We start from the raw sequence: 16,161 nt of genomic DNA, 5'->3' as shown, positions 1-16,161 counted from the left end.
TCGCTTTCCTTTTGGGATTCATACGTCGATCGGCTGCGATGGAACCCAGCCGACAACCGCCAGGACGCCACGCGCCATCCATACGATGTCGGAGACGATGGTGCGCTGCGGATAGTAGGAGAGGTCGAGCCTGGCTTTGGCGGGGAACATAACCTCCCGATAAAACAGGATCGGATCGGCCGATCGGGGGAAGAAATGCGCCTCGTGCCGGAAGAGAACCTGGGTTGGCCCCAGCAGGCCGGGCTTGTATTGCAGGACGGCCTCGAGGCCGCCCCGGAAACAATCCGCGAAAGCCATGCTCTCGGGTCGCGGCCCGACAATCGCCATCTCGCCTTTTAGGACGTTCCACAGCTGCGGCAGTTCGTCGAACTTTGTTGCCGCGAGGAACCGGCCCACCATCGTCATGCGGCTGTCGCCGACGACGGTCAGTGCGAGGCCTTGGGAACCGCAGTTCACACCGAACTTGCGAAATTTGTACATGCGGAAGGGTCGGCCACCAACGCCCATGCGGGTCTGTGTGAACAGGATCGAGCCACCGCCTTCGAGCAGAAGCGCTCCGGCGATCAAAAGCATCAGCGGTGCAAATACGAGGGTCGCGGCGCCCGCGACCGCGAGATCGATCATGCGTCTTGCCAAGCCGTGAGCGGGGCTTGAGACGAAGCGCCGCTGAAGGGAAATATCCAACGCGTTCATGCGGCAGTTCCTGTTTGGGCGTCGCCGTTGAGTGCGCTTGCGAGTGCAGCCACAACCGCTTCGGCGACAGGTGAAGTGATCTGGGGGTGCAATGGGATTGTCAGTTCTCGCTGAGCAAAGTCCTCTGTACGCGGCAAGGCAACGCCGGGGTAACGCTCGCGATAGAACGTCATCTGGTGCACCGGCGGATAATGAATCGTGGTCTGTATCCCCTGCGTCCGCAGTTCGTCGATAACCGCCTGCCGCCTCGCGTAGCGCGGCAGGAGGACCGGCATGATGTGGTGAGCCGACGTCCTGGGTTCGCTGAATGGAATGGTCACGGCCGGGCAATGTTCGGCGATGAGGCGCCGGTACAGGACGGCCAGGATACGCCTGATCTCGTTCCACTCTTGCAGGTTCTGCAGCTGGACCAGCCCAATCGCCGCCCGCATCTCGTCCATGCGGTAGTTGAACCCGAGCATGGTGACATCATATTGCGGGGTACGGCTGTTCAGCCGCTGATGGGTCCCGCTGGTCATCCCATGCCCGCGGGCCTGGCGGATTTTGTCGAGCAGATCGGAGTCACGGGCGATCACGGCGCCCCCTTCCGCTGTTGTCATGTTCTTGTTGCCGTAGAAGCTGAAGGCGGCCGCAGTGCCGAACGTCCCCACTTCCCTCAGGCCGGGCGCATGCGCAGCGTCCTCGATGATGTGGAGCCCTCGAACCCGGGCGAACCGCTGCCATTGTTCCCGATTGGCGAGATAGCCCGCGAAGTGAACGAGGATGACCGCCTTTGTGCGTGATGTGCACCGCGCTTCGGCTTCCGCGAGCGACATTAACGGCACGTCGACCGACTCGATATCGACAAAGACCGGAGTCGCCCCGACATAGAGCACCGCATTCGCGGTCGCCACGAAGGTCAGCGACGGGACCAGTACTTCGTCGCCAGGGCCTATTCCCAGCGCATGCAGGATGAGGTGGAGCGCCGCGGTGCAGGAACCGACCGCCACGCAGTCCTGCGCGCCATGCATGTCGGCAAAGGCCAACTCGAATGCGCGCACCCGCTCCCCCATGGTAAGCCAGCCGCTGTCAATCACCTTTGACAGGGCTGCCTTCTCCGGCACGCCTAGGATCGGGGCGCTCACCAAGAGCATCTTGACCTCCTGAAATCCTTATTGTGGTTCGGCCTCTACATCCGGATTTTCATGCGGCCGCGGCCGCGACCTCGATCGAGGTCGACTGCTCTTCCCAGGCAATCGCCTGCGCGTTCTGGAAGTCATCGACGCGACCGATGTCGAGCCAGAGACCATCATGCTTGTACACGTGCACGGTCGTGCCGCCCTGCATCATCTGCAGCATCAGGTCATCGAACCCAAACGGGATGCCTGAAGGAATGAACCGCAGGACATCCGGGTTCATGCAGTAAATCCCCATGCTGACGAGATGGGAGAGCGTCGGCTTTTCCCGAAAGAGCTGAACGGCATTGTTGACCTCGTCGATGACGCCGAAGTCCATCTTGATGAGGCGGCAGGCCGTGGCGATCGTAACCGGGTCCTTATGCATCCGGTGCGCGGCCACGAACCGGCTGAGGCTTAGGTCGGTAAGAACATCACCGTTGAGCACGACAAATGTTTCGTTCAGTTCATCCCTGATCAGAGAGAGAGGCCCGATGGTGCCCAGTGGCTCCATCTCCTGCGTGTATCTGATCTTCAGATTCCATTGCGATCCGTCGCCGCAGACGCTGCGGATCAGGTGCCCGAGATACCCGGTCGTGATATAGACCTCTTCGATACCGTTGCGCCGCAGCCACTTCAGAAGCAGCTCAAGAACGGGCCTGGCTCCTATCGGCATCAAGGGTTTCGGCAGGACTGACGTGAAGGGCCGAAGGCGCGTACCCATCCCACCACATTGAATCACCGCTTTCATCCGATCCTCCTGATTTGCAACTGACTGTGTCCGGGCATTTCGTGTTCGAGTTCATTCAGACCTGGCATCCCGTCAAATCCGGCTCGACCCTCGGCGGCAATCCGAACATCATAGTTGAAGGGTATGTGACAGCCGGGGCGGCTGTCGTCGTGCATTCGAATGGTACCGATCCAAAGCGTTTCCGGTATTAAATAACCGCGAGATCAAGGACGGACCCAAGCATCTGGACCTGGCCATGAGACCAATGAAGCCGAATGAGTCTTGCGATCAAAAAGCAGCGATCCGCCAAGCGCCTGAACCGGCCTTCGCACCCTCGGTGAAGGCAGGTGCCGGCTTCAAAACGCCGTACCGCACGCCGGTTCCGGATATTGGAGACGGGCTTTCGCTCGGCAGGCAGGGACGGAACGCCGGCGTTAAAAAAAATAAAGGCGGCTTTTCGCAAATTAGTATTATATTAGCCATGTGTGATGTGCGTGGGTTGGGACGCTGCGAACATCACGGTGATGTGATGACCAGCGGTTGGCCGCGACTTCAGGGATCACTGCGGTTACCATCATAGAGGAATGGGAGGTTCCAGCGGGTGTCCTCGTCGGGAACCGAGTAACGGGTTGGGGTAGTTCAATGTATCGGATCGTCATCGCCGACGATCACGGCTTGTATCGGCGCGGCCTTCGGCTGGCACTTATGGCTGGAATTCCAAGCGTCGAAATATTCGAGGCTGCGTGTTTCGATGCTGTGGTCAATCTTCTAGAGGAGCAGGCATCCATCGATCTTGCGATCCTCGACCTGAACATGCCTGGGCTGTTTAACCAGGAGGTGCTCAGCGACGTTCTCGCTGCGTATCCCGACACACGCTTTGCTATCGTTTCCGGGGACGATTCTCGCTCGGAGATCCTGACTGCTCTTTCGATCGGGCTTCACGGCTACATCGTCAAATCGCAGAAAGACGAAGAAGTCGTGCTGGCGGTAAATGAGATCCTTGCGGGCCGGATCTATGTGCCAGCACTCTTGTCTCGAACGTCTGCCGACCAGAGATCGTATGCCGCCCTGCCCTCGGCGAGAAATCCTATCCGTCAGCGCGTGGGCTCAAGCGATCTCGGCAGACTGACATCGAGGCAAAGAGACGTCCTCAAGCTGATGGCGGAAGGGTACTCGAACAAGGAGATCGCCCGCAATCTGGATATTGCCGAAGCGACAACGAAAATCCATGCCGCCGCCATTCTGCGCGAGCTTGGGGTGCGGAACCGGACTGAAGCAGCCGTTTTGCTGCAAACCTGGCTGTCGAGAAATGTGAGCTGATGTTCGCCACCCGAAGCGGGTGCCGCTCGGGCCGGCATGCATGGAATAAACTTAAGCGCGTCACACCAGACCGGCGCGCTTTGGGTCCTTGTTTCATGCATGTCAGCTCCCAAATCCGAGGTCGCTTTCGGAGCAGCATGCTCTACAATTCAATTTTCAATTTCCTTCCGCGATAACCGCAACGAATATCGCAATCCATATTCCGATATTTCCAATTTCGGCGAATGCCCGACAAGCGGCGTGCCGTCGACGCCGATTATCATGGACCCGAACCCGTGGCGCACGACCTTTGAGTTCTTCCGCCGTCCCGATTCCACCCAATCGAACACGAGATCGTTCCCTGCGCCATCGGACGCGAATTGCCACTTAACTTCGACCTTGCCTTGAGAGTCGCCCAACGCGCCATGTTTCACGGAGTTTGTCGTCAGTTCGTGAAGGATCATCGCAAAGCTCTCGGCGACCCCGCTGGGCACTGTGAGTGAGGGGCCACTGATCGTTACGTCCCGTGTCTCCTTGAAGGGCTGCAACTCCTGAGCGACGAGATCGTGGAGCATCCCCGACAGGCTGGTGTGACGAGACAGGATAAGATGCGTCGCTTCCAGTGTCCTGATCCGATCGATCAGCATCTCCTTGTATTTGGCAACGTCGTTCTCGGGAACATTGATCATTTTTACCAGGGCCATGATCACCGGAAACAAATTGCTGAACCGATGGCGGTCTTCGAGCATGATGCGCTCGCGCTTCTTTACCGCGGCGCGAAGAAGCGTGGTCTGTCGACGTTCGGTCAGATCGGCCGCCACCCCGATGCGCACTGCGCGATCGCCATGTTCTTCCTGCCGCCCGCGCAGAGCAACCCAGCGTATGTGCCCATCCGTCCGCCTGACACGAATCTCGACGTCGTAGTTCACCGCCGACGAGGGTTTTGCCGAGGCAGCCAATTTCGGCCAGTCGGCCGGATGGACCACGGCCGAGAGTTCTTCCAGGGGGCGGACGGGCTTCGAGGGCAGGCCGAGAATGTCCCAGAACTTGCCGGAGCCCGCGACGGTCCCCTCCTTGATATCTATTCGCCACGTGCCCAGGCGTCCGGCAGACAGAGCGAGATCGAGCCATTCCTTCTGAGCCCGGAGAGCCTCGCGTGCGGCTCGTCGCTCGGAAATATCGTCGACCACCACGAACACGCTCTCGGTTGATGCCTCGTCAGGCCGCGACGAGGACAGGGCCATACGGGCCCAGAATGCCTTGCCGTCCTTGCGCAACACGCGAATGTCGGCAGCAGACGACGCGGCGCCATTATCCAGATCTTTCAACAAAGCCCGCACGGCATCTCGATCATCGGGAAGAACGAGCCCTTCCAGCTTCAGCTGGGCAAGTTCCTTTTCTCCGTAGCCGGTCATCTCAAAAAGACGTCTGTTCGATTGCAACAGTTCGCCATGTCGATTGGCATTTGCAAAGCCCAAGGCGGCGCGCTCGAAGGCCCAACGATAGCGGCTCTCGGCTGCATCGATGGCAGCGAGCCTGGTCTCAGCAACCTCGAGCGCCCCGCGCAAATCCTGTCGCAGGCGGTGGAACACGGACGCGATCAGGCCACCCGAGACCAGAAGGAAGATGGCGCTCGTCCAATCTTCAGCAGAGAGTTGGGCGTTCAGGACGCGTCGCATCCACAAGCCGGCGGCAGCCATGAGGACCGTCGCGGCGATGGCAACTAAACGTCCTTCCAGATACACTATAACGATAATTACGGGGATAAACGCAATAAACGTCACCCCCTGGTCGACATATATTGTATTTATCGCTTCGAGTATTACCGATCCCGCAAGCACCAATAGCGAAGCTACATGAGCCAACGGGGTGCTTGACACGTTCGATTTGAGCCAGCGCAGGTACGAACCCATGCGCCAGACTACAACCTTCTATCTAGTTCGTCGAGACTAGGCCTGGACCGGGCAGCCTAATACCACTGCCGGATTGCCACGCCTTTGCCGGCGAGTAGAATCACGATCGGTAGGGCTCATCAGGAAGGCATATTCGACGAACGCTGCGGAACAGCCTTCCGCAGATCTCTCCAGTTTTGTCGAAATTCAAGAAAAAGGAGTGCATGCCTCGTCGATAGGCAGAGTTCAAGGAAAGTAAACCAGCAAAATTTACTTGGGTCGGCAGCAACTAGGGTTGGGGTAGAAGCGATGACACTGATCGAGAGGCGCAACGATACCGTTGCGGTCAGCCAATACATTGTACTGAAGGATATTCGTCACGCACGTCCGATAAACCTGTCGGATCGACCGGACGCCAGACCTGGCGTGCCGCAGCGACGCAGTTTGGAATCCATAACCGGCATGCTTGACCGCATCGGCTGCGGCTACCTCGTGCTGGACCGCGACAGGAAAGTAGTCGAATGGAATACTGCTGCACAGGACACGCTTGAGCGCCAGGGCGAAGCGGCCGACACGGCCGCCGAGCTGTCCTCAGGACTAAGGCGGCTGGTCGCGAATGTACCGGTCCATTTCCAGCCGGGATCGCTCTCATGGGTGGTGATCCGCAGCAGAGGCGACAGGCCTGTGATCCTGAATGAGACGGGCGTCGTCACACCCGACGGAACGAGCATCGTCGCGTTGCTGGACCGGGAGAACACATCGGCGGCCAATCCTCAAACCTTGCAAAGGATGTTCGGCTTGACCAGCGCGGAAACGCAGCTGGCGCTGCGCCTGGCGCAAGGCGATGCGCCCCTGGAGATCGCTCGCAGCTGGCATCTCAGCCGCACGACGATCCGCTCTCAGCTTGCCTCGCTGTTCGCCAAGACCGAAACAAGGCGGCAGGCGGAACTGGTGGCGCTTCTGGGGCGCATTTCGGTCCTGCCATGAAATAGCGATTTCGGCGGGCGCCAGCACCCGCCCGGATTCAAACTAAAGTATGTGCCATGGCACCGCGGCCGCACATTCTGCGGCCGCGGTTGCGCAGATTGCAAAACTCGCAGTGCCATCCCCCACCCCTTCGACACGCTTTCGAACCCGGCTGAGCGCGGAATCTCGCAATTGGAGTGACTTGTCGTGGTCGAAACAGATTCGACGCTCCACAAGCTGGCCGATACCGCTCGTGCGCGGTCGGATGGTGCTGTGTTGAAACTTGCACGCGCGGGGCCGATCGTCGTCACAGGTACCGCCGGATTCATCGGGTTTCATGTCGCGTCGCGGCTTTTGCGGCGCGGCCTTGCCGTTATCGGCGTCGACAATTTTACGCCCTACTACGACGTCGGGCTGAAGGAGGCACGATTTGCGCAGCTCTGTGCCGAACCGGGGTTCACTCCCATGCAGATGGACCTGGCGGACCAGGCGCTGGTGAAAGCACTGTTTTCCGACTTCCAGCCATCGCACTTCGTGCATCTCGCCGCCCAGGCGGGCGTGCGTTATTCGCTCGCCGATCCGCATGCCTATGTGCAGTCGAACATAGTCGCGTTTCTCAATGTTCTGGAGGGCTGCCGGCACGCCGGCGTCAGCCATCTCGTTTATGCCTCGTCGAGTTCCGTCTACGGCGCCAATCGAAGCATACCGTTTTCCGAGCACCATGGCGCCAGTCATCCGGTCAGCTTCTATGCCGCGACCAAAAGCGCAAACGAATGCATGGCGCATTCCTACAGCCACCTGTTCGGCTTGCCGGTGACCGGATTGCGCTTCTTCACCGTGTATGGTCCTTGGGGCAGGCCCGACATGGCGGTCTATACGTTCACCCATGCCATCGCCGAGGGGCGGACGATCGAGATTGCCAATGCCGGTCGCGTATGGCGAGATTTCACCTATATCGACGACATCGTAGAGGGGGTGGTTCGCGTGCTCGCCGCGCCGCCTCGTCCGGATCCGGACTGGGACAGCCGCGCGGCTGCCCCCGCCACCAGCTCGGCGCCATATCGGATCTACAATATCGGCAATGACCGGCCCGAGGAAATCAACCGTCTGATCGCGATCATCGAGACTGCCCTTGGCCGCCGCGCCGTTCGCGTCAACGTGCCTCTACCTCCAGGCGACGTCCTGAAAACCCGCGCCGACGTCAGCGATCTTCGCGGCGCTGTCGGCTTCGCGCCGGCGACGGCACTCGAGGACGGCGTGCAACGTTTCGTGGAATGGTACCGGGATTTCCATGCAAGCCCAGCCGGCCGAGAACGAGCGTTCACTCAGGCATAGGGCAACGGGCGACCGGTGGCGACCGGAAGACAACGCCGGTTCGTTTACCCAGGCCCATAGGATTTCACGCGAACGGAAGGCGCTCGCACTGTCCCAGCGGCAGGGCCGCGGTGCTGGTTCAGTCTGTCTTGGGATACGCCGTAACCGGAAATGGGCGAAGCTGCTGTCGGGTGCTGGGCCCGGCTCCCAAAAGGCCTCGGGCACGGCGAGTCAGCGGCTTCTCGAATAAGCGGTAGGTGATGAGTGCCACACCTAGGGCGACCACCAGCGTCGAAGCGATAAAGGCCCACGGGCCGAGCACCAAAATCAAGCCTGTTCTCCAGAAGAAGACGCGCGTGGCCCGGATCACGAATGGATGCAGCAGGTAGAGAGCATAGGACGCGTCGCCCACGCCGGCGCCCCAACGCGCGGCCAGGCTTTCATGCCTCAACTCGCCTGGTGCCAAGGCAGCACTCCAGACGATGAGAGATGCCGGGATGCCATAAACAACGGGGCGGGCAAGGCCCATCGAGACATCGGGAAATGCCGCCGCGAGCATCAGGGCGCCCAGTCCCGCTGCAGCGACACAGGCCCTGATGAAACCTGAGGGCCGCAGGTTGGAGGCGCACATGATCCCGATTGTCACGCCGAAAGCGAACTCAAGGACGATCGGATCGGTCCAGAACGCGAATGGCTCTGGCAAAGGCGCCGCGAGATAGCCTGCCAACACCATCCCCACCAGGGTCGTGAGCAGGGCCGTAACGGCCCAACGCATGGGCAGCACGATCACCGCCGTAAACAACACGTAGAAAAGCATCTCATAGTTGAGCGTCCAACCCAGCTCGTAGAGGGGCTGAACGACGCCGTCAGGGCGAGGGGCCGGGATGAAGAAGTAGGATTCGATCACAAACCTGAAATTGATGTAGTTCTGGTTGAGAAGGGAGGGAGTGAGCAACACCACGGCAAGGTAGAGCGTGGTGACCGTCCAATAAAGTGGGACAATCCGAGCGAGCCGGCGGGAAAGGAACAGACGCGCGCCACCCGTCTTGGCGAACAGCTGTCGCGACGTGTGCACCATGATCAGGCCGGAGATCACGAAGAAGATGTCGACACCGGCGCTCCATGGTATCGGATCCCAGGCCTGAAAGGCGCGGCCGGCTTCTAGTTCCAGGGTCGCAGCATCATACTGGGCGTGACGTAGCGCAACCGAAGTGGCCGCGAGGGCGCGCAGAACCTGGACCTGAGGGAGGGTTCCGCGTTGGCTAGGCTCGACAGGCGTTGATCTTGCGGACGGATGGCGCATCGGAGGCATCGTGGCCGCCGCCATTGGTTCTTGTTCCATGGATGCTCCGCAGCTTGCCACAACACCGTGACGTACGCCCGGAGCTCATGCATCCTTCAAATGACGGACACCGCCCTCAAAATAAATGCCCTGCCGGCAGGCGGCGCGGGTGTCGAGAGGCGGGTGAACGTCGACGCTTCTGACCTTGCGCCTTCAGCCATCCCGACGATGCCTGGACCCACTCGCCGCAATACATCCGGGGCCTTCGTTCCCTGACTGGTCCACCACACGGACCAGCACCGACGGATGGAGTGCCCTCACTTGCCCGCCCTCAAGAACCAATTCCATTGTTGGGCGTCGATGGCGCTCGCCTTGATCGAGAGCACGGCAGACACCAGGCCAGGGAGGATTTTCAGTCGCTTGCCGATATAGACGGCCATGGCAACGTTCCAGATGGCCAACGCAAGCGCGACACCGACAGCCGCGCCGATTGGGCCGTATATCTCGACACCCACGGCACAGGCTATGATATTGGCCATCGCGCCGGCAATCATGGTCGTTGCCGCGGCCCATTCGTTTCCGGTCATCGCCAGCAGATTCTGCTGAGGTCCGCACAGCGCAACGAAAACATAGCCCAAAATGAGAACCCGCGCGATTGGCGCTCCCGCGTCGAAGCCCTCCCCGAAGAAGCTCAAGAACGGCTCGGCAATCACGATCATGGGGATGGCCACCACAACGGCGCCGCCCGCGGACAATAAGGTGGCCCGCGCGAACAGCTGCTGCAGGCCTTTTTGATCGCCTCTGGCATGCAGATCGGCCGCTGTTGGCGAAAACATGGTGGCGACAGCGATGCGGGAAAGTCCCACAAGCATCGCCACGTTCAATGCCAGGGCGAATATGCCGGCCTCACGGATATGGTCGGTCCAGCCCAACACCAGCACGCCAGCCCGACTGACGAAAACATCGAGACCGGTGATGAGCATGAGCGGGGGGACGGCAAGCCACCATCCCCTCGGTTCGTAAGCGGGCAGAGCCTGCCGCAGGCCAGGTGGTTCGAACTTCCTGGCGGTGATGAACACCAGCCCAACCGTGATGGCGGAACTTGTCAGCACCGCCAACATCACCTGCGGCGCGTGCACCACCCACAATCCGGACTTGGCCATGATCGCCACCAGTATCAGCAGCAGCCCGTCTCGCACGATGCGCTCCGGCAACAACGCCGAGACGACGCCGCCGAAAGCACGCACCAGCGTAGCGCCAATGGCATAAGCGGTAATCAAGGGTACCGCCGCCATGCCAAGCATGGTGCTTATCTCCAGTCCTCTTTGCGTATGATCCGGTTGCGCCTGCCCTGAAAAGAACAGGACCAGGGCAGCACCCGCCATCCCGAACAGTGTCGCCGCGAGAAGCGATCTCTGCAGGGCGAATCTTATCACCCCTCGCGCCAGATCAAGCCTGCCGTTGGCTCTATAAGCGGGCACGAAACGCAACAAAGACACATTGAAACCAAGCGTCGCCAGATAGGCGAGCACGGAGGTCCAGGCCAGAACGTAGGCATAAATCCCGTAGTCGCGGGGCCCGATGAGGCGGGCAATGGCCAGTTGTGCAAGGCTGGTCAGCCCAGCACCTCCGATATAGATCAAGAGAGCGAAGACGCTCGCCCGCGCGAGCCGCGAGCCGACGTCCTTGTTTCGCCGAGGTGTGGCGATTGGAAGAACACCGGAGGGAGGGCCCGGAGACTTTCGAGAGACGTGACTATTGATAACTCCAGCATGCGCAACGGGTGCGCTTTCTCTTTGGTCTCGCTTTGCGAATCCTTTGTCCATCCGTGAAAGCGCGGAAATGATTTGCTTCTCGACCTTACAAATACTTTTTAACCCTGATTGACTATCGGCATTGTCGACTGAAACGACACTTCGGCCAGAAATCGCGAGGAGATCGTTTATCGATTCGAACACGCCGAAGGAGCTCATATTCACGTTCAAGTCGGCCTCGAAAATCCGTTCCGCCGGCGGCTGGTGCTCCATCCGCTGCCGGAGACGGTTCTCCACGACCGCAGACGGCACCATCAGCCTGACGGTGAGATCGGCCGGCGGCGCGAGGCTGAGCGCCTTTTCGAGCGCTTCGCGGTCGGTGCCCCCATTGAACATCGCCAGCGATCCAATCGCTTGAACGTATCCTTGATCGAATATCACAATTTCGGGCGATTGCTTCGCGGCGCTCCAGCAACGCGAAAGGTGCAAGATATATCGCCAGATCCGGGCGCGCCACATTCGTTTCTTTGGCGGTATCAACCTCACCATCGACACCGAACTTGAAATATCGTCCAGTCGCCCGATCGACGATAGAAATATTCCTGCAGTCGAGAATATCGCCGCTACTATTCTGGAGACGAACAGAACGATCCCAAGGTCGAAGCTTCCGGCCCTGGTGCTGGGCTGATAGCTGAGAGCGACCTTGGCGTGATAGCCTTTCCCGCGCAACTGCTGGGCGAGCGCATGCGCAAATGTTGTTTTGCCGGATCCTGGCGGTCCGAAGAATTCAATGATCATTCTGGGGCAGGCCCGATTGCTGGAACGCGGTTGGTTCCCTGTGGCATTTTTGAAGAGCGCAGACGAAGGTCCTCATCAAACCCTCTCCAACAGCAGGTCGGCGTTGTCATCGAGCCTGGAGCCGGCGTACCTCTTTAAATTCACCTGGGTGAGCACACTCCCGATTGGAACGGTGACGGATCCACCGGCCCGGAGCGACTCCAGAACGCCACGGGCGATGCTGCGCCTCGTCTTGGCCCAGCGAACGGCAAAAAGCACTGCGTCGGCCCAGCGCTTCAGGAGCCTGGTTTCGGGGCCGCCGAGTCCCAACGGCCCGTTGATGATGACGACGTCGTAGACCGAGAGAAGTTCTTCGGTGAACTGGGATTTGTCGACCGTGGACAGAAGCGTCAGCAGATCCTCCGAAGGTCCTGGAGCGGCCATGAGATCGATGCCGATTTCTGGCATTCTGGTGATCGCATCCTGGAGCACGCAGCGTTCACTCACATAGTCCCCAAAGGAGTTGTGAGCCTTGATGGTGCCGAATTCGCCACGAAACTCGTTCGTGAGGCGCGCGTCCTTGCGGTCGAGGTCGAGGAAAAGCACCCTTCCTCCCAGTCGCGTTGCCGCCAGCGCCAGACTCCACGCCAACTCTGTCTTGCCATCGTCCAGGATGCTGGACGTCACAAGGATCATATGGGGCGGCTGCCCCTTTCCCTGAGTTGGCGCCGCGGTGACCAGAAGGGATGTCGCCGCGCGACTGAATGGCGAGTTCTGCTGGACCAGAACCAGATGCCGCAGTTGTCTGGCATGGAGTCCCGAAACCTTGGGAAGCAGTCCTACGCACGGGATCCCAAGCTCGGCTTCGGCTTCAGCTTCGCTGCGCAAGGTCTGGTTGAACATGTTACGGACCAGGACGAAGACCGCCGCCATCAGACCAAATACGATCATGCCGGGCGGAACCAGGAAAATTCTGGGCAGGGTGATGGGATTTGACGGCGGCCATGCCGTCGACAGGACCGCTACACCTGGCGAGGGAGCGGCGATGCGCCTTATCAGGTCCTGCTGCCGGCCAAGGAGCTCGTTGTAGTGCTGTGTCACGATGGTGACCTGCGGCTCAAGGGCACGCAAGCCGGAAAGCTGGCTCGCAGTGTCGGCCACGGCCGCGTCGCGCACTCTCTTGCGATCCTCGAGAGCCGCGACCTGGGCGCGGTAGACGTTTGCCTCGGCGGCGATGCGCGCGATGCCCTGCTCTATCTCACGGTTGATCGCTGTGCCCAGATCGCCGTCCGCAGCGGCACCGGACTGACGTGCCACGAGGTCGGTCAACACAGGCGATCCGATTTCTTCAGCGATGGCCGATACAGGGGCGCCCGCCTTTCGCAGGTCCTCGATATGGCGAAGGCGCGATTCCGAGGCGGAAAGATTGGCTTTCGACAAGAAAATCTGTCGGCCAAGCTCCGCTGTCTCATTGGCTGCATTGTTGGCCGCGCTTTGATCAACGGCGCCATGCGTCAGCCGGTACGTCTCCAGCCGATCGGTCGCGTCGACCAGGTCCCTTTGTACTTGCGGCAGGCTGGCGACCAGCGATTCCAGTTCGCGCTGATCCGATGCACGCCGTTTCTGTACGAGATCTTCGATATACACCTGAGCGAATGTGTTCGCGACAAGCGCGGCACGTACCGGACTGGTATCGGTGAAGCCGATGGTGATGACGCGCGAGCGCAGCTCTTGTCCGACCCTCATTCCGCTCCGCAGCGTCTTCAGCGCAGCCGCATCCACAGCTTCCGGACTTTCGGCGGCAGGTCCACCCTTCGACCAGACCCGGCTCAGCAGATTGCCCACGAACGAGCCTGACGTGGGCGGGACGGCACTGATGCCGCTTTTTCCGGCGGCGTCGGCTGCCTGCGGTTGGCGCAGTGCCGTCAGAACTCGGCGCAGGTGGGCTTGCGACGAGAGCATCGTCAGATGGTCATCGATGCTCGAATCCAGCGAGTCCTGAGCGGTGGCCGTGGCGTTCGCAGTGCCGGTGCTTGGGGCGTCGATGATGATCTGCGTCGCCGCCTCGAACAGCACCGGGCGAGTAAAGCCCGCGAGGCCGGCCAGTATGCCGCCCAGAAGTGCGACGGCAAGCAAGAGCCATTTTCCCGTCGCCAGGGTGACGACGAGCTGGTGGAGGGGAGACGGCGGCGGCGCGGGCTCGCGCGGCGGTCGCCTCATCCTCGGATTGGTGTCGAGCGTAGCGACGGCCATCTGCGTAGCACGCGGAAGCCTGGCGCGGCTGGCTATGGAACCTTCCATTTCAATCCCCTGTCAGTTCGATATCGTAAGAAGCGTGCGTTGCCGGCGCCGATGGCCGCATGGCGTCGTTGCGCCATGCCTGGAACATCAGCAGCGGCCACAAGTCACGGAAATGATCCTGGTTTCCATGCAGATGATCGCGCCAACATGCGTCGACCTTCGCACAGTCGATGACCCCATCTCCGGACAGGCGTGTCGTGGCAATGATATCCGTTGCCCAGTCGCGCAGGGGTCCTCTCAGCCAGGCTCCGACCGGAACGTCGAAACCCTGCTTGGGCCGATCGACCAGTCGGCGCGGTACATAACGATCAAGGAGCTGGCGCAGTATCCATTTGCCCTTGCCACTTCGGACCTTGGCATCGGTTGGCAGTCGCCAGGCGAATTCAACGACGCGATGGTCCAGGATCGGGCATCGCCCCTCGAGGCTGTTGGCCATGGTGGCACGATCGAGCTTCACCAGGATGTCGCCGGGGAGATAGCCGGTCATGTCGTCGAACAGGAGGCGCGACAGCAGGCCGTCGAGCTGTGTGGCGCTGGCATTGGATGCCGCTGGCTTGTGATGAATAAGCTTGTTGGTCGAAGATTCCGTCAGCCGCTGAAGCAGTTGGTCCTCATTTGCCGCCGCGAACAGGCGGGCGAGGCGGTTCAACCGGTCACCGCGCAATCCGTGCCGCATGTTCGCCGAAAGCGGCAGGCTGCCGAAGATGTCTTTCTGGGAGGCCTGGGCCAGCAATCCTGCCCCCGCCGCCAACATCCGCCGAAACGACGACGGCAGCTCATGCTGCCTTCTGAGGCGGGTTGCCAGGAAGTGTCGAGAGTAGCCCGCGAAGCACTCGTCGCCGCCATCGCCCGACAGAGCCACGGTGACGTGTCGCCGGGCGAGGCGCGACACCAGCAGCGTCGGTATCTGCGACTCGTCGGCGAACGGCTCGTCCCAGATCCTCGGCAACTCCGGAATGACCTCAAGCGCCGCGGCCGGTGAAAGATGAAGTTCCGTATGGTCGGTGCCCAGATGCCGCGCAACCGCGGCCGCATGAGGGGCCTCGTCGAACCCGCTCTCGCCGAACGCTATGGTGAACGTGCGAACGGGCGTCGGGGACTGCGCCTGCATCAGGGCGACGACCGTCGAGCTGTCAATTCCACCCGACAGAAAGGCGCCAAGCGGCACATCGGCAACCATTCGTTCTTTGACGGCAAGGCGAAGCAGGCTGTCGAGTTCGGTCGTAAGGTCCTCGTCGCTGCCGGCGATCGGATCCCGCTGCGCCTTGCAGGCGACATCGGCCAGCGACCACCAGCGGCGAATGCGATGCGCAAGCGAGCCGGCGCCGCGGGCGTTGGCGAAATCCGCCGCCGTCACCGACAGGACTGAACCGGGCGGCAGCTTGAACACGCCCTGCCAGATGCAACGGTCATCCGGCACCCACCCTTTCGAAAGCATCGTCGCCGCCGCATCGACATCGAGTTCCGGGGTGAATCCCGGGAAGCAAGTGATCGCCTTCAGCTCCGAGGCGAAGACAAGCGCTTCAGGTGTCGAGGCGACATAGAGCGGCTTTTTGCCCATCCGGTCGCGGGCGAGGTGGAGAGTCCGGTTCTTCAGATCCCATAGCCCGAAAGCGAACATGCCGGCGAAGCGCGCAAGTGCCGCCTCGAGGCCCCAGCTCTCGATCGCGCACAGCATCACTTCCGTGTCGCTGGTGCCGCGGAAATGGTGGCCCGCCCCTTCCAGTTCACGGCGCAGATCACGAAAATTGTATATTTCGCCATTGAAGGTAATGACATACCGGCCGCTCGCGGAGTGCATCGGCTGGCGACCCGCCTCCGACAGGTCGACGATGGCCAGACGCCGGTGCCCGAAGGCGATCCCGGCTTCACGGCTCATCCAGAATGCCTCGCCATCAGGCCCGCGATGACGAAGGGCCATCATCATCGGCCCGATCGCCCTGAGCGCGTTGGTATTGGCTGCATCGGGCGCCAAGAGAATTCCGGCGATCCCACACAT

At 60.8% G+C, this 16,161-nt stretch carries 12 protein-coding genes; 4 read left to right on the top strand and 8 right to left on the bottom strand.

The features are described from left to right. Positions 1–18: 18 nt before the first annotated feature. The 3 genes from MAFF_RS27670 to MAFF_RS27660 all read right to left on the bottom strand — a co-directional run bounded on the left by MAFF_RS27670 (position 19) and on the right by MAFF_RS27660 (position 2,598). Entirely contained in the window at positions 19–624 is a 606-nt protein-coding gene (locus tag MAFF_RS27670) for a sugar transferase (RefSeq protein WP_244420633.1), read from the bottom strand. A 65-nt stretch (positions 625–689) separates the two neighbouring features. After that, the gene (locus MAFF_RS27665) at positions 690–1,826 is read right to left on the bottom strand and encodes a DegT/DnrJ/EryC1/StrS family aminotransferase (RefSeq protein ID WP_010914308.1); all 1,137 of its coding nucleotides are present in this window, start codon (positions 1,824–1,826) and stop codon (positions 690–692) included. 49 nt (positions 1,827–1,875) lie between these two features. Next, on the bottom strand, positions 1,876–2,598 hold the full coding sequence (locus tag MAFF_RS27660) for a nucleotidyltransferase family protein (protein WP_010914307.1): 723 nt from the start codon (positions 2,596–2,598) through the stop codon (positions 1,876–1,878). Between the two features lie 244 nt (positions 2,599–2,842). Between MAFF_RS27660 and MAFF_RS39410 the strand changes: the two genes are divergently transcribed. After that, the gene (locus MAFF_RS39410) at positions 2,843–3,157 is read left to right on the top strand and encodes a hypothetical protein (protein WP_157866097.1); all 315 of its coding nucleotides are present in this window, start codon (positions 2,843–2,845) and stop codon (positions 3,155–3,157) included. A gap of 62 nt (positions 3,158–3,219) precedes the next feature. Beyond that, a complete protein-coding gene (locus MAFF_RS27655) occupies positions 3,220–3,897 on the top strand; it encodes a LuxR C-terminal-related transcriptional regulator (RefSeq protein ID WP_010914305.1) in 678 nt (225 codons plus the stop codon). A gap of 149 nt (positions 3,898–4,046) precedes the next feature. Here the strand turns inward: MAFF_RS27655 and MAFF_RS27650 are convergent, their stop codons facing one another. Further along, the gene (locus MAFF_RS27650; RefSeq protein WP_244420632.1) at positions 4,047–5,660 is read right to left on the bottom strand and encodes a sensor histidine kinase; all 1,614 of its coding nucleotides are present in this window, start codon (positions 5,658–5,660) and stop codon (positions 4,047–4,049) included. A gap of 417 nt (positions 5,661–6,077) precedes the next feature. On the opposite strand from MAFF_RS27650, the gene MAFF_RS27645 reads away from it, so the two are divergent. Beyond that, positions 6,078–6,755, top strand: a complete 678-nt coding sequence (locus MAFF_RS27645; protein ID WP_010914303.1) for a helix-turn-helix transcriptional regulator — start codon at positions 6,078–6,080, stop codon at positions 6,753–6,755. A 255-nt stretch (positions 6,756–7,010) separates the two neighbouring features. Then, a complete protein-coding gene (locus MAFF_RS27640; RefSeq protein ID WP_080512113.1) occupies positions 7,011–8,069 on the top strand; it encodes an NAD-dependent epimerase/dehydratase family protein in 1,059 nt (352 codons plus the stop codon). A gap of 118 nt (positions 8,070–8,187) precedes the next feature. Here the strand turns inward: MAFF_RS27640 and MAFF_RS27635 are convergent, their stop codons facing one another. From MAFF_RS27635 to asnB, 4 genes are all read right to left on the bottom strand, one after another. Further along, entirely contained in the window at positions 8,188–9,390 is a 1,203-nt protein-coding gene (locus MAFF_RS27635) for an acyltransferase family protein (RefSeq protein ID WP_080511953.1), read from the bottom strand. A gap of 257 nt (positions 9,391–9,647) precedes the next feature. After that, on the bottom strand, positions 9,648–11,882 hold the full coding sequence (locus MAFF_RS36705) for a polysaccharide biosynthesis C-terminal domain-containing protein (protein WP_048894812.1): 2,235 nt from the start codon (positions 11,880–11,882) through the stop codon (positions 9,648–9,650). Positions 11,883–11,957: 75 nt separating this feature from the next. Next, a complete protein-coding gene (locus MAFF_RS27625) occupies positions 11,958–14,162 on the bottom strand; it encodes a GumC family protein (RefSeq protein ID WP_010914299.1) in 2,205 nt (734 codons plus the stop codon). A gap of 1 nt (position 14,163) precedes the next feature. Then, positions 14,164–16,161, bottom strand: a complete 1,998-nt coding sequence (gene asnB, locus MAFF_RS27620) for an asparagine synthase (glutamine-hydrolyzing) (RefSeq protein ID WP_010914298.1) — start codon at positions 16,159–16,161, stop codon at positions 14,164–14,166.

Origin of the sequence: Mesorhizobium japonicum MAFF 303099 (genome assembly GCF_000009625.1) — a bacterium.
GTDB classification, from domain to species: domain Bacteria; phylum Pseudomonadota; class Alphaproteobacteria; order Rhizobiales; family Rhizobiaceae; genus Mesorhizobium; species Mesorhizobium japonicum.
The sequence above is the reverse complement of the archived record's forward strand: the minus strand, read 5'-3'. Positions and strand labels throughout refer to the sequence as shown.

Coding starts and splice junctions, on each gene's coding strand:
- MAFF_RS27645 (WP_010914303.1), top strand. CDS start 6,078: ATGACACTGATCGAGAGGCGCAACGATACCGTTGCGGTCAGCCAATAC.
- MAFF_RS27655 (WP_010914305.1), top strand. CDS start 3,220: ATGTATCGGATCGTCATCGCCGACGATCACGGCTTGTATCGGCGCGGC.
- MAFF_RS27670 (WP_244420633.1), bottom strand. CDS start 624: ATGATCGATCTCGCGGTCGCGGGCGCCGCGACCCTCGTATTTGCACCG.
- MAFF_RS39410 (WP_157866097.1), top strand. CDS start 2,843: ATGAAGCCGAATGAGTCTTGCGATCAAAAAGCAGCGATCCGCCAAGCG.
- MAFF_RS27635 (WP_080511953.1), bottom strand. CDS start 9,390: ATGGAACAAGAACCAATGGCGGCGGCCACGATGCCTCCGATGCGCCAT.
- MAFF_RS27625 (WP_010914299.1), bottom strand. CDS start 14,162: ATGGAAGGTTCCATAGCCAGCCGCGCCAGGCTTCCGCGTGCTACGCAG.
- MAFF_RS27660 (WP_010914307.1), bottom strand. CDS start 2,598: ATGAAAGCGGTGATTCAATGTGGTGGGATGGGTACGCGCCTTCGGCCC.
- MAFF_RS36705 (WP_048894812.1), bottom strand. CDS start 11,882: ATGATCATTGAATTCTTCGGACCGCCAGGATCCGGCAAAACAACATTT.
- MAFF_RS27665 (WP_010914308.1), bottom strand. CDS start 1,826: ATGCTCTTGGTGAGCGCCCCGATCCTAGGCGTGCCGGAGAAGGCAGCC.
- asnB (WP_010914298.1), bottom strand. CDS start 16,161: ATGTGTGGGATCGCCGGAATTCTCTTGGCGCCCGATGCAGCCAATACC.